The sequence below is a fragment of the Paenibacillus sp. FSL E2-0177 genome (genome assembly GCF_037992975.1).
Lineage (GTDB): Bacteria > Bacillota > Bacilli > Paenibacillales > Paenibacillaceae > Paenibacillus_AQ > Paenibacillus_AQ odorifer.
In genome coordinates, this window is sequence record NZ_CP150307.1 from 6,841,135 (window position 1) to 6,863,254 (window position 22,120).

At 46.4% G+C, this 22,120-nt stretch carries 17 protein-coding genes; 7 read left to right on the forward strand and 10 right to left on the reverse strand.

Going from position 1 to position 22,120, the window contains the following annotated elements; genetic code table 11:
• The first annotated feature begins 41 nt into the window (after positions 1-41).
• Positions 42-614, forward strand: a complete 573-nt coding sequence (locus tag MHI25_RS30460) for a DUF4352 domain-containing protein (RefSeq protein ID WP_052097390.1) — start codon at positions 42-44, stop codon at positions 612-614.
• 270 nt (positions 615-884) lie between these two features.
• Here the strand turns inward: MHI25_RS30460 and MHI25_RS30465 are convergent, their stop codons facing one another.
• The 7 genes from MHI25_RS30465 to MHI25_RS30495 form a co-directional block, all read right to left on the reverse strand.
• Complete coding sequence (locus MHI25_RS30465) at positions 885-2,249, reverse strand: MATE family efflux transporter (protein ID WP_076132870.1); 1,365 nt, start codon at positions 2,247-2,249, stop codon at positions 885-887.
• 75 nt (positions 2,250-2,324) lie between these two features.
• A complete protein-coding gene (locus MHI25_RS30470) occupies positions 2,325-2,984 on the reverse strand; it encodes a dihydrofolate reductase family protein (protein WP_036682374.1) in 660 nt (219 codons plus the stop codon).
• Between the two features lie 20 nt (positions 2,985-3,004).
• The gene (locus MHI25_RS30475; protein WP_340394769.1) at positions 3,005-4,141 is read right to left on the reverse strand and encodes an extracellular solute-binding protein; all 1,137 of its coding nucleotides are present in this window, start codon (positions 4,139-4,141) and stop codon (positions 3,005-3,007) included.
• A 15-nt stretch (positions 4,142-4,156) separates the two neighbouring features.
• Positions 4,157-6,097 (reverse strand): alpha-amylase, encoded by a 1,941-nt coding sequence (locus MHI25_RS30480; RefSeq protein WP_340394770.1) that lies wholly within the window; start codon positions 6,095-6,097, stop codon positions 4,157-4,159.
• 36 nt (positions 6,098-6,133) lie between these two features.
• Positions 6,134-7,180, reverse strand: coding sequence for an alcohol dehydrogenase catalytic domain-containing protein (locus MHI25_RS30485; RefSeq protein ID WP_248548889.1), 1,047 nt, complete (start codon positions 7,178-7,180; stop codon positions 6,134-6,136).
• Positions 7,181-7,445: 265 nt separating this feature from the next.
• Positions 7,446-8,828, reverse strand: coding sequence for an SMI1/KNR4 family protein (locus tag MHI25_RS30490; protein WP_340394771.1), 1,383 nt, complete (start codon positions 8,826-8,828; stop codon positions 7,446-7,448).
• A gap of 120 nt (positions 8,829-8,948) precedes the next feature.
• Positions 8,949-9,692: a glycoside hydrolase family 16 protein gene (locus MHI25_RS30495; protein ID WP_339170560.1), complete on the reverse strand. Its 744-nt coding sequence runs from the start codon at positions 9,690-9,692 to the stop codon at positions 8,949-8,951.
• A 148-nt stretch (positions 9,693-9,840) separates the two neighbouring features.
• Here MHI25_RS30495 and MHI25_RS30500 point away from each other — a divergent pair, with 148 nt between their 5' ends.
• The 6 genes from MHI25_RS30500 (at position 9,841) to MHI25_RS30525 (ending at position 19,714) form a co-directional block, all read left to right on the forward strand.
• Positions 9,841-10,761: an ABC transporter permease subunit gene (locus MHI25_RS30500; protein WP_076124267.1), complete on the forward strand. Its 921-nt coding sequence runs from the start codon at positions 9,841-9,843 to the stop codon at positions 10,759-10,761.
• 18 nt (positions 10,762-10,779) lie between these two features.
• Positions 10,780-11,664, forward strand: a complete 885-nt coding sequence (locus MHI25_RS30505; protein ID WP_038573901.1) for a carbohydrate ABC transporter permease — start codon at positions 10,780-10,782, stop codon at positions 11,662-11,664.
• Positions 11,665-11,729: 65 nt separating this feature from the next.
• On the forward strand, positions 11,730-13,394 hold the full coding sequence (locus MHI25_RS30510; protein ID WP_076220283.1) for an extracellular solute-binding protein: 1,665 nt from the start codon (positions 11,730-11,732) through the stop codon (positions 13,392-13,394).
• Positions 13,395-13,542: 148 nt separating this feature from the next.
• Positions 13,543-15,381, forward strand: a complete 1,839-nt coding sequence (locus MHI25_RS30515; RefSeq protein WP_340394772.1) for a histidine kinase — start codon at positions 13,543-13,545, stop codon at positions 15,379-15,381.
• Between the two features lie 3 nt (positions 15,382-15,384).
• Positions 15,385-16,956, forward strand: a complete 1,572-nt coding sequence (locus tag MHI25_RS30520; RefSeq protein ID WP_340394773.1) for a response regulator — start codon at positions 15,385-15,387, stop codon at positions 16,954-16,956.
• Between the two features lie 136 nt (positions 16,957-17,092).
• Positions 17,093-19,714, forward strand: a complete 2,622-nt coding sequence (locus MHI25_RS30525; RefSeq protein WP_340394774.1) for a family 16 glycosylhydrolase — start codon at positions 17,093-17,095, stop codon at positions 19,712-19,714.
• A 183-nt stretch (positions 19,715-19,897) separates the two neighbouring features.
• Here MHI25_RS30525 and MHI25_RS30530 read toward each other — a convergent pair whose 3' ends face one another.
• From MHI25_RS30530 to MHI25_RS30540, 3 genes are all read right to left on the reverse strand, one after another.
• Positions 19,898-20,278: a hypothetical protein gene (locus MHI25_RS30530; RefSeq protein ID WP_340394775.1), complete on the reverse strand. Its 381-nt coding sequence runs from the start codon at positions 20,276-20,278 to the stop codon at positions 19,898-19,900.
• A 203-nt stretch (positions 20,279-20,481) separates the two neighbouring features.
• Positions 20,482-21,192 (reverse strand): ABC transporter permease, encoded by a 711-nt coding sequence (locus tag MHI25_RS30535; protein WP_076124278.1) that lies wholly within the window; start codon positions 21,190-21,192, stop codon positions 20,482-20,484.
• The gene (locus MHI25_RS30540) at positions 21,189-22,034 is read right to left on the reverse strand and encodes an ABC transporter ATP-binding protein (RefSeq protein WP_076278213.1); all 846 of its coding nucleotides are present in this window, start codon (positions 22,032-22,034) and stop codon (positions 21,189-21,191) included. Before MHI25_RS30540 ends, MHI25_RS30535 begins: the two co-directional genes overlap by 4 nt.
• Positions 22,035-22,120: the final 86 nt, after the last annotated feature.

The window sequence follows — 22,120 nt, forward strand, 5'->3', positions numbered from 1 at the left end:
TACACATAATGGTTCAAATTACCTAATTGGGAGGGTTTTATTTGAAAAAGATTTTTAAAATCGGGTGTCTGGGATTCATCGCTTTAATTGTACTAATCATTGTTATTGGTATATTTGCTAAAGATAAGGATAGTTCAAACGACACAACTAGCAAATCTAATACCACCGCAAACTCTGTAGAAACAAAGGGCACCTCAAAAGAAGATGCGAAAAAACTAGCAAAAAAAGGAGAGGAATTACAAGTTGGCGATGTTGTTTTTAAAGTTAACAAGGTAACTACTACCAAGGAAATTAAAGATGGAAATTACTTATCCTACTCACCTAGTGCTGACGGAAGTATTTTCCTAGTAGTAAATGTAACTGTTAAAAATGCTGGTAAAAAAATGATTACCACAGACTCATCATACTTTCAACTCCTAAAAGATGAAGTTACGTATAACCCGTCAACGTTGATTACTACTTCCGGAGACTATTTTTTATATGAAGGAATCAATCCTGGATTGGCTCAAACAGGCAATGTAGTATTTGAAATCCCAGAAGATATGACTGGCTTTCTTTTAAATGTCCAAACTGGGTTCTGGGGAACCGAACAAGGACAGATTGAATTGAAATAATACTATATGGATCGTAAACCACCAATGTAAGTTGGTGGTTTTTTGTTACTTCTTCGAAGTAAAAATTCTACTTTATGATCAAAATAACCGTCAACGAAGTAACTGGTGCTTTAAAACGTAGTGGTTAAGATACTTGGCAGTTAACAACTGAATATTTAAAAATCAATGCAAAAGGCACTACCTTGAGGCAGTACCTTTTGCATTGTTAAGTGAAGAGATATCCAATTTAGGGGAGGTTAATACTCCACATCGACCCAATCAGGTCGTACATTACATAGCTTTTTCAGCCAGATCGCTAACTAAATTTCTCATCCACTTACGGGAGTAAATCCGGGCGTAGCCGAAACCAAAGCGGACAACCTCCTCCAGCGAGATTACGAGATACACAAGGTAGACAGGTTGCTTCCAAATGTATGACAGCAACAGCCCGGATGGGACACCTATCAGCCACGTTGCGGTAGACTCCATGCCGAATACGAACTTGCTGTCTCCTCCGCTGTTTAGAATACCGCCGGCTATAATCATATTGGATACTTTGACCCAAAGAAATCCAGCAAACACGATAACGATATACATGCTCATTTGTTTAGCGTCCTCGGAGATATTGAACGCAGAGACATACAGCTTCGAGCCTGCCGCAATGATAACCCCGACGATCAGAGAGATAATGATGCCTAGACGAATGAACCTTTTCGCATGATCGAGTGCGATATCAGATTCATTCGCACCCAAACGGTTGCCAACCATTACCCCTGCTGCACTAGCCAGACCCGATAATAAACCGATGCAAAGACCCTGAAGTGGGAAGGTAATGGTCATTGCAGTCATTTCCATCGTCCCCATACGGCTATAAATGACCGCATATGCCGTTTCACCCAATACCCAAATCAATTCAGTCAGTAGCAGCGGATAGGTCGTTCCAAAAAACTTGCGAATGAGCGGTTTAGGAACGATGAATAAGTTCTTTAACCCGACAGCTCCCGGTAAACGATACCGGTACACGGCACCAATGATCAACAAGCATTCGAAGACCCTAGAGATAAGAGTAGCAATGGCAGCGCCCTTCAGACCAAGCGCAGGAGCACCGAAATGACCGTAAATAAGTACGTAATTCAGTATAATATTCAAGCCGACTGCAATTAGACTTACATACATCGGCCATTTGGCATGGCCAGTACTGCGTAAAATCGCGGAATACATCATCGTGAGCATGACAGGCACAAAACCGATCGACATTATCTGGAGAAAGATATAACCCTCATCTATTACATTCACGTCTGTAGTGAACAGGCTCAGAAAGAGCGGCGAATCGATGAAGACAGCCGCAGAGAACAGGAATGAGAACGCAAAGCCGGTGATCAGTCCGAGACCCAGTACTTGAGAGACGCTTTTGGAATCTTTATTTCCCCAAAACTGGGCTGCATATATGGATACACCCGTCGATAAACCGGCCAAGACAACCGCGATGATCCCGTATATTTTAGTCGACATCCCCACCGAGGCAATTGCCACATCTCCCAGCTGCCCAACCATCAATTGATCCGTCAAATTAAGCAACGCCATCAGCAAGCTTTGAAGCGTAACGGGCACAGCGATTTTATAAACACTTTTGTAGAAATCTTCTTTCTCTGACATGTATCGTTCACAACCCCCATATTCTCGATTTTTCCAGAACCCATTGCCATTCGCAGTCTATGACTTAGTGTGAGGTTAGATCACCTTTTTGTAGCGCATGAGCGTGTAGTTATCTTTTGGTTGAATTTCTACAACCTTGAACTTTTTCGCAAAGTTCAATTGCTGATACCCGTCTCCATCCACTAAAGTAATGTTTGTCGAGCCGCCTATGATGATTGGAAGCTGCATTAGAATAATCTCATCGACGATATCCTGATTGAAAATATGCCAGTTTAAGAATCCGCCGCCTTCGACCATCAGACTGGTAATCCCATAGTTCTCCTCCAACTGACGTTCAAGCTCCACAAAATCTACTTTATCCTCGCCGCAGATAAGGCACTCCTTCCCTCTTTGCCGGATCTGTTTGATTTTTTCTTCATCCCGTCCTTTCTCGGTCGTGACAATAATCGTCTTTCCTTGGTCCGAGAGTACATTGCAATCTAGCGGAATATCCAAGGTAGTTGTCGGAATGATACGAATTGGATTTTTATTTTCCTCATACCGATTAGTAAGGAAGGGATTGTCCGTCAAAATTGTATTTTTGCCGACCATAATTCCCTGCACCTTCCCCCGGAATAGATGAATAAATTCCATATCCTCACTGGAAAATAAAGAAAAAAGCTCTTTACTCGAATTACCAGCGCCCATAGTGAGCTTTCCATCAATAGAAATTTGGCTGAATATCGTTGTTTTCATTTGGCTCTCCCCATCTCTAATTAGCTTTTAAATGCGCCCCAAGAGGCTTGAATAGTCTGTTCTATTTTGTTCAATGCTTGTTCAGGATTGCTCAGGGGCAGCTCAATAAGACCCGCATTTAACGCCTCCCATACATGGATCATGAAGGGATAAGTCGGCATCGGCCGTGAATGATCCAAAAGCGATAAAATCATCTTTTTGTTAGGCGCAGCAGAGGCAGCTAGACGGTTTAGCACCTCTTCCTGAGCCGGAATCCGCTGTACACCCAGCGTCCACATCGTTTGGCATTCGTCACTCAGCATAAAGCGCGTGAATGATAAAATATCTTCCCGCTCCTCGGACGTTAATGAATGATTAGGGTAGATCAGGCCAATAGAAGAAGACATGGATAACGATTGCCGCCCTACGATGCTCGGAAGCTGGCAAACCGCAAGCCTATTGTTCATATGCTTATCTAGATGGTTATAAATCCACTCGCCACAAATAATGGCGCCGATCTTACCGTCAATGAACTGCTCAAGCAGTCCTGTCGAGCCGTCGAGACTAACGAGCACGCCTTGATCCATCTTGTCGCGAATAAACTGAAGCGCCTGCTTCATTTCAGAGGTGACGATATTCGGCTTTCCATTCTGTACAGGCCAGCCGCCGAAAGCTGTAAGGAACGGAATAAACCAATAGCCTTGCTGTAAATCTGCTCCAATCGGTACGATACCTTGGGCGGATAACCTTTCTGCTGCCTCTTCGAACACATCCCATGTCGTCGGCGCACTAGGGTAAAACAACGGGTTGTAATACACAACCAGATGATTGCCCCGCAATACCGGGATACCATACTGTACACCATTCATTTGCATCGTTGAAAGGGCACCCTCAGTCAGCGTATCGCCAAAAAGCCCGCCTGGCACTTCGGAGTAAAGACCGTTCTCAACATAGGAGGACATGTCGGCAGGAACCATCGCCAGATGCGGACCTTGCTGGGTGTCCTTAATTTGGTTCAGACGCGCAGTCAGCTCCGTAATATTCATGACTTGTGGCGTAATTTGTACCCCAAAGCGCTCAGTATACAGCTTACAAATTCCCTCCAGCACCTCAATCGAGGTATCTCCCGGACCATCAAACTCATGCCATATCACGACTTCCTTATTGTTCTTTTCCATTGCAGCCTCTCTCCCTTACCTAAATTGTCTATGATTGTTTACGAGCACTAAAGCCTGATTAGGCGCAAGCAGCAAGCAGTCTAACGCCTGACCTACGCTGCTACCCGTTAAGGAACTATCCAGTGTTACCGTCATTGGGCATCGGCCAGGTACGGCTACCTTCAAATCAACTTGGCAGAAAGCATCAGCACTCAAGTTAAAGCAGCACAGCAGCGTTTCATCCCCTTGCATATACCCATACAGAACAATACCTTCCGGGGATTGAGCCACGAAAAAGTTTTCCGGCTTCACTAGGTGGCGCCAATCTCTCTTGAGTTCACTTAGCTCCGCCAACAGCGGCAGCATCGGTGTAGGATTGGTCCAATTAATTTGCATGACGTTAAAAAAAGCTCGGGAAATCTCCTCTCCGTTCGTGTTGTCTCCAAGACCACAGTTGAGCGGCTGCTCCTCATTCATTTCATAACCCGTCGTCACGTATGGAATTGCGTTCGGAAGAAATTGATTAAATACCGCAATCATCCGAGCAACCTCAACACCACCACGGCTGGTGATCCGAGGAGTATCTGCTGTTTCTGCACAAGCAAATACATGAATATTCAACTCAGGCAGCTCTTCTAAGAATGAAACGAGATTGTCTTTAGTAATTTGTGTCATGACGTTCCACCCACTGCCAAGCATAATGTTATAGCCGGTGTTTGCCGCCTTCTTGTGGTTGCGATTGAACAAATCTTCGCTGATTAAGATCGCATTTGGATTCATCTCTTTAATCGTGTCAAAAATACGAGTCAACAACGGAATAGGAAGCACGTGTCCGATGTCGATGCGGAAGCCGTCAATCCCATATTTTTCGAGATTAACCCGTACTGCCTCCTCCAGAACATCCCACAGCTCCAGATTCGGCTCCTCTCCCGGGTAGTCATTACATTTAATCGTATCAAAAAGGACATATGGCGCCTGATCCGGACTTATAAGATGTCTCACTTGCGGAGAGAAATCCTCGTAGAGGCGTAAGAACGTAATGTCTGTCCAAATCGGCTGCACATCATTTATCCAATCCGAATGCGCTGGAGCAGTCGTTATGCCCATCTCTTGCTCCACCAAAGTTAATAGCTCATCTCCAGTTTTAGCAGCTTTCTCCTTTAAGTGCTGCCAAAGAATTGGATGGAGTTCATTGGGCGGTGGCGTGAACTTCCGCAGAAATACTGCTGTCTCCTGGCTGCGGTAGACCGTCTCCAATTTGTCCGGCGTACACTCCTCAAAAAATCCAAGCTGGGGAATCGCGGGCGGCGCAAAGCCTTCTAATTCGTCCATTTTGATCCAATATACCCATTCAGGATGCTCGGTAATGAACACACTGTTTTTCGCCGTCACACGGGGAATGAAATCAACAACAGTCTTAATATCAAGTAAATGACAAGCCTCTACCAAAGCGCTGAGCTCATCGTGGATCGTAAACTCCTCCATATCATCCAATAGGCTATCGTGCAGGTTCTCGTCCAAATGGAATAACGATTGCACTGCGTAAGGGGACCCAATATCCCCCTTCAGATTCAACTTGCTGTACTGGTTAACTGGAAGCATGTACAGAATATTGATGCCCATTTTCTTTAGCAGAGGCAGAAGAATAAAGAATCTTAAAAAAGTACCCGATTCAATTTTTCCGTCATGGTTATAATCCCAAGCCGTAGAATAGCGAATAAGCGAAGAATAGATCGCGCTATCGTCCAGATTTATGCGTTCATTAAGCAGATATCTCCACGAAAGCCTGTCCACATAATTCAAATGATCAGTCAAAAAATCATACGGGTGTACACAAATTTCACCCTCTTTTTCTAAGAGAACACGTTCATATTGGCACTCATTCCACACTGCGGGTATCCAAATTGGCTCTACCTCTTTGGCCTTTTGTGTAGACAAGTAATCTTGAATTAATCTGAATTTGCTATCATTGCTCATCAACAGTGCCACCTCTCATTGATTGTAGTCTTACGTTTAGGGAACAAAAACCGTCTTTACGGTTTCACTCCCAACCACCTTCAAAGAGTTCAATTCATAGCCGATTAACTCATCTATCGCTGCTTCATGCTGACTGAGCTTAACTTTTCTAGTTACTAGTTTCTCCATTTCAGGAGTTTCAGCGGCAAACCGCAAAGCTTCCTCGAACATGTAGCGGTATTCACCTGCTGCTATAATTTTTATTGCATGCTGCACGAATTTGGTAGGGGAAAAGGTGTAGCGATACTTCGCATTAATACCAAAAGGAACGATGCGGCCTCCACGTTCAATCCACTTCTCCGCCATTTCGAGTTGAGTGCCCACCGTATCGATAATCACATCAAACTTATGTCCCGCACAGATTTTGTCTACGGTAGCTTGATTTAATTGGGCAGGGGTTAGAGCAAAATCTGAGATCTCTCTGGCAAAAGCTAGCCGATAGGGATTGACTTCAGTCGCTACCGTGAGCGCAGATTTCGACTTGCTCACAATTTGGCTTAACAGTCCCATTGGACCCGATCCAAGAATAAGTACCTTGTCGTCTGCTGTGACATTGGCTTCTTTGAAATTGTGCAGTACACAGGCAAGCGGCTCAATCAAAACCCCCGTCTCCCAGCTCATATGATCGGGAAGACGGTGTGCAAACGTTTGTGCAGTTGAGTAAAAAAAAGTGAATGTCCCATTTCGATTCAAACCCGCAATAGGCATCCCATTTCCATCGATGCCCGTACAGAGGTGCGGCTGTTTCTTCAAGCAAAAATAGCATTCATCACAGCTTTGATTCGGATCGATAACTACTCGGTCGCCTACCTTAACACGGTCAACGTTGCTGCCGATTTGGATTACAGTCCCTACTGCCTCATGACCCCGAATGACCCCTGGAACCCCCTCCTCTTTCCCAGTTATGACTGCTAAATCTGTTCCACATACACCTGTCATCTCAATCCGGATCTTGACTTCATCCGGTGCTGCAATCTGCGGCTCTTCCCATTCGCAGAGCTCCAGCTTATGATTGGATGTCCACACCAACGCTTCCATACTCATTCCCCTTTCTCTTTTTTGTTATCCATATTCGCCCAGAATATATCATAACTACCATGTAAAAGTAAGGTGAATGTTGTCGAAAAATGTTAATAATTACATTTTTATATAAACACTCAAGAGTAAGCGCTTTAATTTCCTTTCGCTTATTATGCGGATTGCACTGTCTGAAACGGCAAGTTTAAGGGCCATCCCTTGTGGGATGACCCTTGAATACTATCGTGATCAATCGAGCTCCGCACGGGAATAAATCCCGAATCAACGTCTCCTATTTTGCAGCTTCCGCTTCCAGCCGTGCAATGACCTCTGAGCGGGCTTGATCTGTGAAGCTAAGCACCCCGTTTTCCTGAACGATCAGTCCTTCCCGTATTCGGCCATCCAGCCAATCGCTGATCCAGCCGGGAGCATACCCGCCTTGGCCGAACTCGCCGCCAAAAGCAATCATTTCTTCATATACATCCAGATATTGTTGACGGCTCGTATTTGGATAAGAGCTTGTGTATAGCCAGAACTGCACATCATACATCAGAGTAGAAAGCTCATCCGCATGAAAGGAGAAGTGTCCCTTCTCTTCAACGATTCGGGTACATACTTTACGGATCTTATGCTCAAGATGATCTACTTCAGACACATGGCTGCACAGCTTCGCAAGCAATGGTGAGAATTGGCCTACGGCTACTTTGCGCAAATCCTCCTCTTTATCTTCTTCAGAGGTGTCGTATTCTTCATCACTCACCAGGCCGCGTATAAACGTCTCGAAGTCTGGGGCCAGAAACGTAATCTCATAATTATCTTCCTGATCCACATGAATCACCTCGGGTTCACCGTCCTTCCCGCAATTCCGGTAATCCAGCATCACGACATCATGACCTGCCGAAGGGCAATCACAAATTACCACGCCAATGTCAGGGTATCCCCACTCCTCAATCATAAACGGACTGCCGAGATCGCCGCAGAGTGAATAGCTTTTCTCACGTCCGATGCCCATAATGCCCGTAATCGCAATATGATCCTCAGCCCATGAGGTCGCATCCTCCGTAGGAAAACAGGTATTATAAGGCACTCCCCCATTGTGCTGCTTCATCAGACTGATATAAGAGGCAGGAAGCTTGTAACCCAGTTCTTCTTCTACAGAAGCAATCAGCTCATCCGTAGGCGGGGCCGAAACATATTCTTTTAGCGCATAATCGCTATCTTTCCAAAATTCGGAGAGGTCCATCCCTTCAAAAGGAGTTGCAGTCGTCCCCGAATCATTATGTTGCTCTCTGATTGCCTGTCTGGCTGCGGCGTGTTGTTCTTTGCGTAGCTTGCGCTGGCTGAATTTCAGAAACATGGCCGTATTCTCATCATCCGGATCGAGGTCATGGGCAATACCCAGCACTCTCACCGCTTCCTCATATCGATTCAAATAATAGTAGGAATATCCCACACGAAAATGCCACAGATAATCATTCTGTCCTTGTTCCGCAATCTTCGCGAAGTGTTCAAGGGCTTCTTCATAACGTTCCAAATTGTTATACGCTCTTGCCAGACTGCTGACCATCTCGTAATCTCTGTCCGCTGGAGGAATCTCCATCAGAGTGTCTACAATCTTCTGGTGTTCATCATCTTCATGCCACTGTGTCAGCTGTGCGATTAGTTCTTTGTCCATGGTCTACCTCCCAAGCTTATAATCAAGTTACTAGAATATAGAGAAATATGGTTTTCCCTATTCTACCAGATGGGATGTAGGTATTGAAAATCGATAATAGAGCCTCACAAAGATTCTTAATTATGGGTACAGCCATATCCCTGAAACCGTCATCACCGCTGGCAGTACAGCCTCGTCAACCGCTACATTGTCATACCAGCCGCCCACTGCAAGGTTCAGCACCAGATAAAATGACTCGTTAAAGGGCATAACCCCTGGCTCCAAGCAGCGCTCGGCAAAGCAATGTCCGTCTACCAGCCATCGAATCGAACTGGCGGTCCATTCCAGTGCATAATCATGGAATTCATTAATGGTTCCGCTTTCAAAATGGTGCGAGAACTCCTCGACGATTTGATGTTCCCAATCCTTTCCGTAGTGCAGTGTTCCGGATATTTGCTGAGGCAAGCGGCCTTTGGCTTCCATGATATCAATCTCGCCGGAAGCTGGCCAAGGTCCGTAAGCCTGTTCCTGCGGAAGCAACCAGATGGCAGGCCAAACCCCTTGCCCCACCGGCAGCTTTGCACGCACAACTAACTTCCCATAGCAAAAGGAAAAATGGTCCTTTGTATCCAAACGAGCCGAGGTATATGCAAAATTGCGCCCATCCTTTCCATAGGATTCACTGCGTGCGCATAGGTTTAAGCCAAATTCATCGATGTACAGATTGCTGGAATGATCCGTGTAATACTGCTGTTCTCCGTTGCCCCAACCTGGGTCTATGGGATTACCTTCATTATCTAATAAGTCGTTGCCAAGGCGGATATTCCATAGCTTCAAATCGGCATTTCTATCTAAGAAATTCTGTTCCCATATAGGTTTATTCATCCTTTGCACACTCCCTTCATTTAATCACAGCATACTTAATTTTTGCGGCTGGTCAAACAAATCTAAAAAAATGGGATAGGGTCGATAATCATGGGCTTTTTTTCCTATACGCTTTTTCATACGATGAAATAGAAAGGGGGCACGGAAAATGTTCCAATACAGAACGGAACAAATGAAAGCGCTTTTTAAGCAGTGGCAATTGCAAAGCATGGTTATCCCGGGAATCATCTGGATGTTTATCTTTTGTTATATCCCTATGTTTTGGCTCATTATTGCATTTATGGACTACAGCATCGCCAAACCCTTACTAGAATCACCGTTTGTCGGGCTGAAGCATTTTCAGGATTTTTTGACGGATGAGCGTTTTTGGCGTTCGATTCGCAATACGCTGGGGATGAGCAGCATCAAGCTGGTCTTGGGTTTTCCCATTCCTATCTTGTTTGCCTTGCTGCTGAATGAAATACGGAGTCTTCGATTTAAGCGAACGGTACAAACCATTTCGTACCTGCCGCACTTTATTGCCTGGACGATTTTTGGCGGCATTGCGCTCAATTGGCTGGGCGAGGGCGGTGTGATCAATCAGTTGATGATGGCGATCGGGCTCCAGGAACGCGAAATCCTGTTTAACAGCGACCCTAAGTACTTTTGGTGGATCACCTTTTTCACCGATACGTTAAAAGAAACCGGCTGGAGCGCCATTATCTACATAGCGGCAATATCCGGCATTGATCCGGGGTTGTACGAAGCGGCTGAGCTGGATGGCGCAAACCGGCGGCAGCGGATGTGGCATATCACCATTCAGAGTATACGCCCCACCATCGCTATTTTGTTCATCCTCGCTGTCAGCGGGATACTTGGCAGTAACTTTGAGCAGATCTTTATGTTGAAGAACAATATGAACATGAGGATGGCGGAAAGCCTAGACTTGTATATCTACAACATGGGGTTGGTCTCCGGGCGCCATTCCTTCTCAACAGCCGTCCTGTTCGCCCGCTCTATTGTGGCGCTAGGTTTGTTGTTTTTGGCAAATCACACATCCAAAAAACTAACCGGCGACAGCATTTTTTAGAAGGGAGAGGACAGAGGTATGGAAAGACGCAAAAGATTTCGGCAAATTGGAGTATTTGAGGTCTGCAACACCCTGCTGATGCTGGCGGTTTGCTTTTTAACACTGTACCCGATGTGGTTTGTATTCATTAACTCGCTTAATGCGCCGCAGCAGGCATCCCTGGGCACCGTCAACTGGTTTCCCAAAGAATTATCGCTGGCCAGCTATAGCGTTGTGTTCAATGATAAAACAATGATGAACGGTTTTTACATCACCACTCTGCGCACAGTCATCGGGACAGCAACGCATGTGTTGTTTACCGCCATTATTGCTTACGGAATGAGCAAGTCTAATCTAATCGGACGCAAGCTGTATCTTAAAATCGCATTGGTTACGATGCTGTTCTCAGGCGGGCTGATCCCTACATTTATTCTGATGACGAAGCTGGGATTATATGATAATTTTTGGATATTCATCATTCCCTCTATGTACACTTTTTTTAATATGGTCATTTTCATGAGCTTCTTCCGCACCATACCTGACAGCCTGGAGGAATCTGCGAAAGTAGACGGTGCTTCAGACTATGGTGTCCTGTTCAGAATCGTATTGCCCAATAGCATGGCTGTCATTGCGACTATATCGCTTTTTTCAGCCGTTTATCATTGGAATGATTATTACCAGGGGGTCATCTACATCCGTTCGCAGGAATTACTGCCACTACAGACCATGCTGTACAAAATCATTGCGGAGAATTCTATGTCCTTCATGCAGCAGCAAGCTATGGCGCAATTCGGCGCAAGACTTCCCGGCAACTCTATTAAATTTGCATCCATGATGGTGGCCACACTGCCTATTCTGATAGTCTATCCTTTCATTCAACGCTATCTGGTCAAAGGTGTAATGATTGGCGCCATTAAGGGATAAGAGTGTGAGTGTCTAGAAACTGGTATACAAAAATTCAGAAGCAGCAAAGAAAGGATGATTATGTCATGAAACGCAATCTCATTAAGCCGGGGTTGACCCTCGTTCTGGCCGCAAGCCTGATGCTAGGCATAGCCGCGTGTTCCAATTCAGCGAATAGTGAAAATAAGCCAACACCACAGCCTACAGATAGTACACAGCCGCCGCAGAGTGAAGCAAAGCTCAATCCCGATGATCCGGCATGGAAGCTGGATACCAGCCCTGTTGATTTGACCTGGTTCGTAGGTGCTAACTGGTATGCCCACACTTGGGGAGACAGCTTGACCTCCAAGTACGTAACGGAAAAAACAGGCGTAAACATCAAGCTTGAAGTACCTTCTGGTGAAGCGAATGAGCATATTACCCTAATGATGACCTCGGGCAAGCTGCCAGACTTGATATCAATGGGTTCGTGGGAAACCGCTGTCAAAAAGCTGTGGGAAGGCGATCATGTCTACGCCTTAAATGAATTAGCTGACAAGTATGACCCTTACTTCTTCAAGGTGGCCGGGGACGGTACACTGAAGTGGTATCGTCAAGAAAATGGCAATACCTATGGCGTTCCGAATGATTCATATAGCCCCAACCTGATGCATGAAACTGGCATGACGGCCGCCAACCAGACTTTCCTGGTGCGGAAAGATCTGTATGAGGAGATGGGCAGCCCGGACCTTAGCACTCCAGAGGGCTTTCTGAACGCACTGCAACTGGTAAAGGATAAGTACTCCCAATATAAAGGCCAGCCCATCAGTCCCTTTTTTGCACAAGGGAACGTCCCTTACGGGATGACCGAATATCTGCAGAACCTACTGGCCGTACCGCATGAGAAAGACGGAAAAGTATACGACCGCATTACCGATCCCGATTATATTGCCTGGCTTAAAACCTTCCGTACGGCTTACGAGCGCGGGTTGATTAATGTGGATTTCCTGGTGGATTCCGATACTCAGGTAGAGGAAAAAACAAACAACGCCCGCTATTTCATGATGGTCCGCGAGTGGACCGGTATGTCGGCTGTCAATCCTATGCTGGCTGCTAGCGGCAACCCGGACTCTTACTACATCGCAGTCGATGGGCCAAAGAACAGCAAGGGCGATAACCCTAAGTTATTCCCTGGCAACATGGACGGCTGGATGGTGACGATGATTAGCAAATCAACCGAAAACCCTGAACGAGCCATCCGCTTTTTGACCTATCTGGCCAGCGAAGAAGGCCAGCGAGATTTGTTCCTTGGCAAGGAAGGCGAAACATGGGAGATGGTGGATGGCAAGCCGCAACTGAAGCCTGAAATGGTAAAATTACTCGACACTGATATTGAGAAGCTGGAGAAAGAATACGGCATCATGGATACCTATTGGATGATGCGAAACCCTGTAATCGTCAACCAGTGGAGACCGGAGAAATCTCCTGTCATTAAGCAAATGGAAGACTTCGCCAATAAGCAGGCCGATATTGATAGCGGTATCTATAAGGGCTTAGATCCACAGGGCGATTCTGATGTGTCGGTAGCCTGGTCCCGTATTTCGCAAAATTGGGAGGAAGTACTCCCTGAGCTAATTACGGCCAAGAATGAGGCTGAATTTGATAAAATCTTCGACAATTTCCTTGACCGCCGCGAGAATTACAACTTTGGCAAGGTGATGGAATACCGCCAGGCTGAACTGGATGTGCGAAAATCCAAAATGGCAGAGTAATAATGCCCGTATAAAGATTACTGCCGGCCACCGAAAGGTTGGCCGGTATTCCCTTTTTCGCTTCTTTTAACCATTTAACAAAACAGCCTAGTTACCTACCGGGCAGTTTGTAATATATGGTATATTACAAGGGTAGGAGGCTACTTAAATGAAGTATCTGCTGACTAAAATGAAGAAGCTGTACCGTAATTCCCGCATCTCCCAAAAATTGTTTTTGGCCTTTAGCATGATGATTGCCATCCCTGCGATTGTGGTATCCTTTTTATTTATCCGCACACAGGAAAGTCAGCTATACAAGGACGCTATGGCTACCGGCAGCAGCCATGTCTCAAGAATTAACGAACAGCTGCGCAGCAAAATGGGCATTATTGAGAACGCTTCCTCTACTGCGCTGAATCAAAAGGCATTTGTAGATTTTATTCACTCCAATATGCGCGGGGATGGCCTGCGTCTCGTAAAATTTAGACAAAATCAATTTGAGCAAATGCATAATATCATTCAAAGCTACGAGATGATCAGCGAGCTCAGTTTCTATGTCGATAATCCAAACCTATTTGAGATTTGGCCTGAAATCTACCATTATGACAAGTTCTGGCCGAAGGACTACTGGGTGACACTTCGGGAGGAAGGCGGTGCGGCATACCGCTTATTTGCTTTTAAAGATGGAGAGCATACGCTATCCTATTACCGGTTGGTACGTCTTCAGGGGCAACAGCAGAAACTCCCTACCATTATGGAAATCCGCGCCCAGCATAGCGTCTTTTTCAGTGACTTGCTTGAGGATAGCGGGGGGGATTTCTTTTCTGTAGTGATGGATGGAGCCGACTCTTCCCGATCGGTATACAATCCTGAGCATATTTTTTCTCAAAATGCCGGTGAAGAATTGGATAAAATTCTAGGCAGCATTCACCAGCGGTTGGATGTGCTGCAGCAGAGTAGCCCCATTAAGGTAAAGGTAGGCGACCATACTTACTACGCGTTGTATCGCTACATCGCCCCACTGAACGCCTATGTAGTGGATATTGCCTCTCATCAAGCGCTGATGAAAGGCCCCCGAAGCTGGTATTTGCTCGTAGTAGCGATCACATTGTGTGTATTGCTGCTGATGTTACTGCTCGTTTCACATACCACTCGGCGCATTTTCCGCCGGCTCGACAGGGTGCTGGTTTCTATGCGCAAGGTGCGGCAAGGCCAACTGGATGCGAAAATTGATACCGGCCTGGATAAAAACGAAACCGGTGACGAAATCGACGAGGTGGCCGTCAGCTACAATAATATGTTGGACGAAATCAAACATTTGATGACCCAAGTGGTAGATAAGCAGCTGATCGCCAAAAATGCACAGCTGCACTCGCTGCATTCGCAGATCAATTCACACTTTTTATATAACGCGCTGGAATCCATCCGTATGCTCGCGGAGGTTCAGCGACAGCCGGCTATCGCGGAAGCGTTGGTGTCTTTAGGCTCACAACTGCGATACAGCATGCAATGGCGCAGCGATACGGTTGCGCTTAGCGAAGAACTTGCCAACATACACAGCTATGTCCGATTCATAAACTTTATGGAGGATGGCAGCATTGAGTTGACGGCCGATCTCCCGCAGGAGGTACTGCGTTATACAATTCCTAAAATGTGCATGCAGCCCATCGTCGAAAATGCCGTTCATCATGCAGCGCCCTCGGGCGGCAGCGTAAGTATCCAAATTACCGTATCGGTAGAAAATGACAGCCTTCTGCTAATTGAGATACGAGATGATGGCGCAGGTATTGACCCGGAAATGCTGTCCAGTCTGCAGGCTGTGCTGCGGGGCGACTCAGATTCACCGATTGTTACCAGCAAAAACGGACTGGGCTTGGAGAACGTGCATAAGCGCATACAGCTTCATTATGGTAAGGACTGCGGTCTTTGGATTGACAGTGTGCAGGGCGCCTATACTTGTGTAACCATACGTTTGCCTTGGGAAAATGTGAATCTTGGAGGATGGTAGGGCATGATCAATATTCTAATTGTGGACGATCAAAAGCACATTCGTGATGGGCTGCAGGCTATGCTGCGCCAATTTGCGCTGCAGCTGGACAATATTTACTGTGCAGTAAACGGAATTGAGGCCTTGGATATATTGAGTCAGCACAACATCCAACTGGTGATTACTGATATCAGGATGCCCGATATGGATGGACTGACGCTGATGGCGCAGAGCAAACAGAAGCACATCGAGGTAGATTATCTGATTATTAGCGGCTATAGTGATTTTGCCTATGCTCAAAAGGCCATCGAACTTGGAGCAAAGGGCTACCTGCTCAAACCTGTGAAACGTGAAGATCTGCAAACCGCAGTAGAACATGTAGCGAATGAGATAAAAACACGGCAGACGCTCTCGCGTAATATGGAGCATATCTCCCGCCGCGCCCGGGAGACAGACCGCAAAGAACTGAGTGTGTTCATGCAGGGTGCAATGATTGATGAGGCGTGGGTTATCCAGACCCAGCAACAGAATCCAGAGTTGTGGAGTAATTACCGCCTGTGTCTGCTGCGGGAGGAATTATGGATTAACCAACCGGGAGCCGACAGTAGCCACAGCATGGAATCCCTTGCCTACCGTGTGTATGGCAGACGAGGGTGTATATGCCTGCAACACCGCCCGTACCTGATTCTCGCGGTTGATGCGGCCGTAGATACGGGAGCCTTCCCGGCCGCCCTCAAAGCAGGACAAATAGATGCCATTACTGCTATGACCAGCCCGCAGCAAGGATTGAAGGAGTTGCCCCGCAGCTATACACAAGCGTTGGAGCTCTATCGCCACAGTTACCTATTTCCAGAGAAGAGCTGCATCTTGCCAACACATATTGAGCGACTGGAGCAGCAGTGGGAGCTTCCCTATGAAGAGTTATACGCCCTGTTTCAGTTAATCGGCACCAAAAACAGCGGTACAATCACCCAAGGCATTTCTATGATATTTCACAAAGATACATTGCAACGCTATCACATCCAATACACACAGCAGCTATGCCGTGCCATTGTACAGATGCTGGAGGAATCTGTACGTGTGATCCGCCCGTACATGGGGGAAGAAGCGCTGGACATCGAATGTTTACGAAATCTATTCGATTATCCGGGTATTCGCGATTATATTCAGGCGCTGCAACAACAGCTGCTTCGGCTGAACCAATTTTATTATGAATATAAGTGCAGCTATCGCAACTCGCAAGATTTAAATGAAGCCATACGCTTTATACACGAAAGCTATCATAAACCCCTGGATCTCGCGATGGTATCGAATCACGTGTCGCTTAATTATGCCTATTTTTCTAACCTGTTCAAAAAAAATATCGGCAAAGGCTTTGCAGAATACTTGCGCGATGTGCGCCTGGATAAAGCCCGGCGGCTACTGGCCGAAACCGATCATAAAATTGTAGAGGTAGCCACCATGGTAGGGTATGAAAGCTACAAAAGTTTTACACGATCCTTTCGGGATGTCATGGATATGCAGCCCACAGAATATCGGCAAATGATGCGCCGGAAGCACGACAGCGGGGAAAAGTACCGTGACACAGCGCTATAAATAATCAAAAGCCAAAAAATTGGGTTAGAACAAAAATAATTGTACCTTTTAGCTGATTATTATATTCGATAGAATAGAGATGTCCCTAAATGTAAGCGGTTTCGTTTCTTCATTATTTTATTAAAGGAGGGCAAGTATGAAACGACTTTACAATACGGAGAGTGGTTTTAAGCAGAAGGTATTTAGTTTGTTCTTAGCAGTAGTACTGTTAGCTGGGGTTGGCCTATTGCCGACTTCAAAGGTGCAGGCAGCAGGAACCACAGTTACCTCTATGTCTTACTTTTCAGCAGCAGACGGTCCTGTCATCTCAAAATCAGGGGTTGGGCAAGCTAGCTATGGTTTCGTCATGCCTACATTTAATGGGGGCTCTGCCACCTGGAATGATGTTTCCGATGACGTCGGTGTAAAAGTAAAAGTTGCTGGAAACTGGGTGGATATTGACAATGCAGGCGGCTATACCTACAACCAAAACTGGGGACACTGGAGCGACGGTGGCTTGAATGGCTATTGGTTCACTCTCTCCGCAACAACGGAGATTCAGCTATTCTCCAAGGCTAATGGAGTTACACTTGATTACACCCTGGTATTTCAAAACATAAACAAAACGACCATTACTGCTATGGCCCCTACACAAGGGCCGCAGATTACAGCAGGATTTACAGGAAGTGCAGGCTTTACTTATCCTACCTTCAACAATGATCCGGCCGTTACCTATGAAGCCGTAGCTGAAGATCTGAAGGTATATGTAAAACCTGTAAGCAGCAATACATGGATTGATATTGACAATAATGCAGCCAGCGGCTGGATCTATGATAACAACTTCGGACAATTCACCGAAGGCGGCGGCGGCTACTGGTTCACCGTAACAGAGTCTATCAACGTCAAGTTAGAATCGAAAACCTCAACGGCTAACGTCGTTTATACCCTCACCTTTAATAAACCGGTAAGAAATTCATATGTCTTAACTCCTTATGAGGGAACGACCTTTACCGCAGATGCAAAAGGTGTAATAGGTGTACCGCTACCTAAGATTGATGGGGGCGCTCCAATAGGCACTGAGCTAGGAAATTACGTATACCAAATTAACATCAACGGACAATGGGTTGCTATGAGTGATTCCAGCCAAAGCGGATTTGTATACGCCGGCAATGGCTATAACAACATGTCCGATGCCAACCAGTGGGGATATTGGGCTGACTATATCTATGGGCTTTGGTTCCAGCCCGTCCAAGAGGATGTGCAAATCCGTATTGGCTATCCATTAAATGGACAGGCGGGCGGAAGTGTCGGCAACAATTACGTCAACTATACCTTTATCGGTAATCCAGATGCCCCACGTCCGGATGTATCCGACCATGATGACATTGCCATCGGAACACCAAACGACACCGCGATAGAAGGCATGAATCTCATTTGGCAGGATGAATTTAACGGAACAGCGCTCGATACGAGCAAATGGAGCTACGAACAAGGTTATTATATTACTGACGATCCGAATAGCTGGGGCTGGGGCAACGCGGAACTGCAGCACTATACAGACAGTACACAAAATGTATTTGTACAGGACGGAAAGCTGAATATCAGAGCTTTGAACGATTCAAAATCCTTTCCACAGGACCCAAGCCGGTATGCCCAGTACTCATCCGGCAAGATTAACACCAAAGATCACTTGTCCTTCCAGTACGGCAGAGTAGATATTCGTGCTAAGCTGCCTACAGGTAACGGCGTTTGGCCAGCGCTTTGGATGCTTCCGGAAGATGCCGCTTATGGAGCGTGGGCCGCATCCGGAGAAATTGATATTATGGAAGCCAAAGGACGCTTGCCCGGCACGACCAGCGGGGCCATACACTTTGGCGGACAATGGCCTGTAAACAGATATATTGCTGGTGAATATCACTTCCCTGAAGGCCAGACCTTCGCCAATGATTATCATGTGTACTCCATGATCTGGGAAGAAGATAATATGAAATGGTATGTGGACGGCAAGTTCTTCTTTAAAGTCAGTAGAGATCAATGGTATTCCGTAGCTGCACCTAACAATCCGAATGCCCCATTCGATCAACCCTTCTACATCATTATGAATCTGGCGATCGGCGGGCACTTCGACAGCGGCCAAACCCCAGATCCGTCCGATATTCCTGCAGCAATGCAAGTGGATTATGTTCGTGTCTATAAAGAAGGCAACAGCGAGAATCCGGTAAACGTACCAGTTACTGGTATTTCTCTGAATCAAACTACTGCGCAGGTGGAGGTTGGACAGACTGTGCAGTTGAACGCCAATATTGCCCCGTCTAATGCAACCAATAAGCAGGTCACTTGGACCGTATCAGGTACCAGCGTCGCTTCCGTGAATCCGAACGGTCTCGTGACGGGACTCACTCCAGGCACAACAACCGCAACGGCTACAACAGCCGACGGCAATAAAACAGCCCTCTCCACCATCACTGTTGTACCGGCAGCATCATCCGGTGTTATCATCGTCGGCGATGAGGTGCGGGGTCTGAAGAAAATAGGTGACGACCTGCTGTTCTATGTGAACGGCGCAACCTTTGCCGACTTACACTATAAGCTAAATAACGGTGGGCAGCTAAACGTAGCCATGACCCCGGCAGGAAACGGAAACTATACCTACCCTGTAAATCACCTGCAACACGGGGATACCATCGAGTACTCCTTCACCTATAATCCGGGACAAGGGGCCGTCGATTCCCCAACGCTCTCGTATATCCATGGGGTAACCCAAGGAACACCAGAATAAAGTAGTTGAACCCTAAGCAACTGCATGAACACGAATAGGCGAGGAGGAAGTGTTGAAGCTTCCCTCTCGCCTATTTTGTTGTTTCTACCGTGTTGCTGGTCTTCTCGGTGGAAGCTCAGCTAGCCTCATGATTATGGGCCGTCAGTTCATCACCTGACGCTTTCCGCACCTTCGCTCGCTTGCCTAAATTAACGCGTCGAAATGACCCTCCGCGTCCACCGTCGCCGTCCGGGGATCAGTCAGGCCGATGCCCTTGAGGCCTCCCATTCCTTCATTTCCCCAAAGGGGGAGGTGATCCTGAAGCGGAGAAGCAGGCACAAAATTTACGGAGGTGCTGCTCCCGCTTTTCTGTACCAGTTGGGACTCCAGCAGCCGGATTTGCCGCTGCAGCTGCTCCCGGCGATAAGGCGTCTGCATCTCACTTCCTTGTGCCGCATTCACTTTATCCAGTTCCATCATCAGCCGGTTTCGCTGTTTCTCCAGAGAACTGACATCACTCTGTGTACCGCCGTAGGCCGCAATGGTCTGTACGGAGCTGATGCCTGATACTGTCTGTGCCGCCATGATCTTTCCCCCCGTTTCCTTGGCTCCCAATCCAAAATCAGCCAAATTTGAAAGTTCTAATCATCTTTATTACCCGGCAGGCCCCGTCATGACAACATCACAGCCTCAATTGGAAAATAATCGTCGTATAGTCTCAGTCGGCCGCTTGTTTCAACCCTACCAAAGACCCACCGAAGGCTGGCTAAAGTCCCTTCAGAGCTCCCTTACTCGTCCTTCAACCGCCGCTGATACAAAATGACAGACACTACTGTTAGCACAACCGTCCATACCAAATTAATGAGGAGTGGTTTCAATACATCGCCCGTCGTATAACCTGTATTGCTTAGACCCAGCAGATGCACAAGCTGACTGCTTGGCATGTAATCCAGCACTTTGAAGACCGGATAATCCTTCGCTAGTACTTCTCCCCACGGTGCCCCCATAAATATGAACGCCACAGGGAGTATAGATAATGAGGCTTCAAGCAACGTCTTGGAGAATAAGCCGCAGATCGTCCCGGCTGCAGTGTACAGAATAATCGAAAGAATGATTACTGCCACAAACGCCCATATATTAGCTGGCTCATAGCCAAATAATAATGTGGAAATAGCGAGAACAACAACAGACATGACAAAGACCAAACTGCTTTTACCGATTAGTACATCCATGGTCGTAGCCGGTGTCATCATTAATGACCGTAAAGTGTTACGCTCCTTCTCTTCCGCAATCAAGCAGGCTTGTGCGAAACATGTTAGCAATACAAACGAACTATTAAAAAGAAAACCGCTGGCTCCAGGTAAAGACGCACCTGCCCTCTTGAAAATCAGAGCGATAATAATAGGAAAAATCAGCATAATGGACAGCGCGTAGTTACGTGAAAACTCTTTGTAATCCTTCACAAATATCGCCCGGGCACGTTTGTATGAGATACTCATAGTAGCTCACTTCCTGTCATTTTAATAAAGATATCACCTAGACTTGGTTCTTTCATCTCTAACCGGTCAATTAGCCCCCGCTTCATCCAATCCGCGATTTGATCAGCCGCCCCCTCATCGATCGGGAGCTCGTAGGTTTCCCCATTGATTAAGTCCACACAAATTACGTTCTCCCGGTGCTGCCGCTTAAGTTCCTTTGGTGAGCCTATGGTTTGGATTTGTCCCTGATACAGAATCGCTACACGGTTGCATATCAATTCTGCTTCAGACATATCATGCGTAGTCAGAAAAATCGTTGTTCCTTTCTCATTTAAGTAGCGTAAGCCTTTATAAATATGTGCTGTGTTTACCGGATCCAAAGCCGAAGTTGGTTCATCCAGAAATAATAATTCCGGCTCATGGATAATCGCGCATGCCAGCATGACACGCTGACGCATCCCTTTGGATAAGAGGTTGGCTTTCTTTTTGCGCTCTCCGCTTAAGTTTACAAACTGCAGCACCTTGTCGACCGCAGATTTGGGAAGATCATATAGCTTACGATACAGCTCCAGATTTTCCTCAATACTTAACCTCTCATATAGACCACTGTTATCCGTCAAAATGCCAAAACGCATCTTCTGAGCAGACTGCTGCATCATCTCCGCTGGCTGGTCAAATACACTTGCCTGTCCACTTGTCGGATTTAATTGTGCCGTTAAAATCTTGATTAATGTTGTTTTGCCTGAGCCACTCGGTCCAAGGAAACCAAAAATTTCACCCTTAGGAATTGAAAAAGAAACATCTGCTAACGCATCTTTTTCTCCAAATCTCTTACGGATACGTTCTACCCGAATAACATTCATTAACTCCACATCCTTAGTGTTGATGGCTTAAACATATACAGATTACATGCTTCCTGCCATCAAAACGCGCCGAAATGTAGCTGTAA

Coding starts and splice junctions, on each gene's coding strand:
- MHI25_RS30520 (WP_340394773.1), top strand. CDS start 15,385: ATGATCAATATTCTAATTGTGGACGATCAAAAGCACATTCGTGATGGG.
- MHI25_RS30465 (WP_076132870.1), bottom strand. CDS start 2,249: ATGTCAGAGAAAGAAGATTTCTACAAAAGTGTTTATAAAATCGCTGTG.
- MHI25_RS30535 (WP_076124278.1), bottom strand. CDS start 21,192: ATGAGTATCTCATACAAACGTGCCCGGGCGATATTTGTGAAGGATTAC.
- MHI25_RS30515 (WP_340394772.1), top strand. CDS start 13,543: ATGAAGTATCTGCTGACTAAAATGAAGAAGCTGTACCGTAATTCCCGC.
- MHI25_RS30540 (WP_076278213.1), bottom strand. CDS start 22,034: ATGAATGTTATTCGGGTAGAACGTATCCGTAAGAGATTTGGAGAAAAA.
- MHI25_RS30525 (WP_340394774.1), top strand. CDS start 17,093: ATGAAACGACTTTACAATACGGAGAGTGGTTTTAAGCAGAAGGTATTT.
- MHI25_RS30480 (WP_340394770.1), bottom strand. CDS start 6,097: ATGAGCAATGATAGCAAATTCAGATTAATTCAAGATTACTTGTCTACA.
- MHI25_RS30505 (WP_038573901.1), top strand. CDS start 10,780: ATGGAAAGACGCAAAAGATTTCGGCAAATTGGAGTATTTGAGGTCTGC.
- MHI25_RS30530 (WP_340394775.1), bottom strand. CDS start 20,278: ATGGCGGCACAGACAGTATCAGGCATCAGCTCCGTACAGACCATTGCG.
- MHI25_RS30470 (WP_036682374.1), bottom strand. CDS start 2,984: ATGAAAACAACGATATTCAGCCAAATTTCTATTGATGGAAAGCTCACT.
- MHI25_RS30475 (WP_340394769.1), bottom strand. CDS start 4,141: ATGGAAAAGAACAATAAGGAAGTCGTGATATGGCATGAGTTTGATGGT.
- MHI25_RS30495 (WP_339170560.1), bottom strand. CDS start 9,692: ATGAATAAACCTATATGGGAACAGAATTTCTTAGATAGAAATGCCGAT.
- MHI25_RS30485 (WP_248548889.1), bottom strand. CDS start 7,180: ATGAGTATGGAAGCGTTGGTGTGGACATCCAATCATAAGCTGGAGCTC.
- MHI25_RS30500 (WP_076124267.1), top strand. CDS start 9,841: ATGTTCCAATACAGAACGGAACAAATGAAAGCGCTTTTTAAGCAGTGG.
- MHI25_RS30490 (WP_340394771.1), bottom strand. CDS start 8,828: ATGGACAAAGAACTAATCGCACAGCTGACACAGTGGCATGAAGATGAT.
- MHI25_RS30510 (WP_076220283.1), top strand. CDS start 11,730: ATGAAACGCAATCTCATTAAGCCGGGGTTGACCCTCGTTCTGGCCGCA.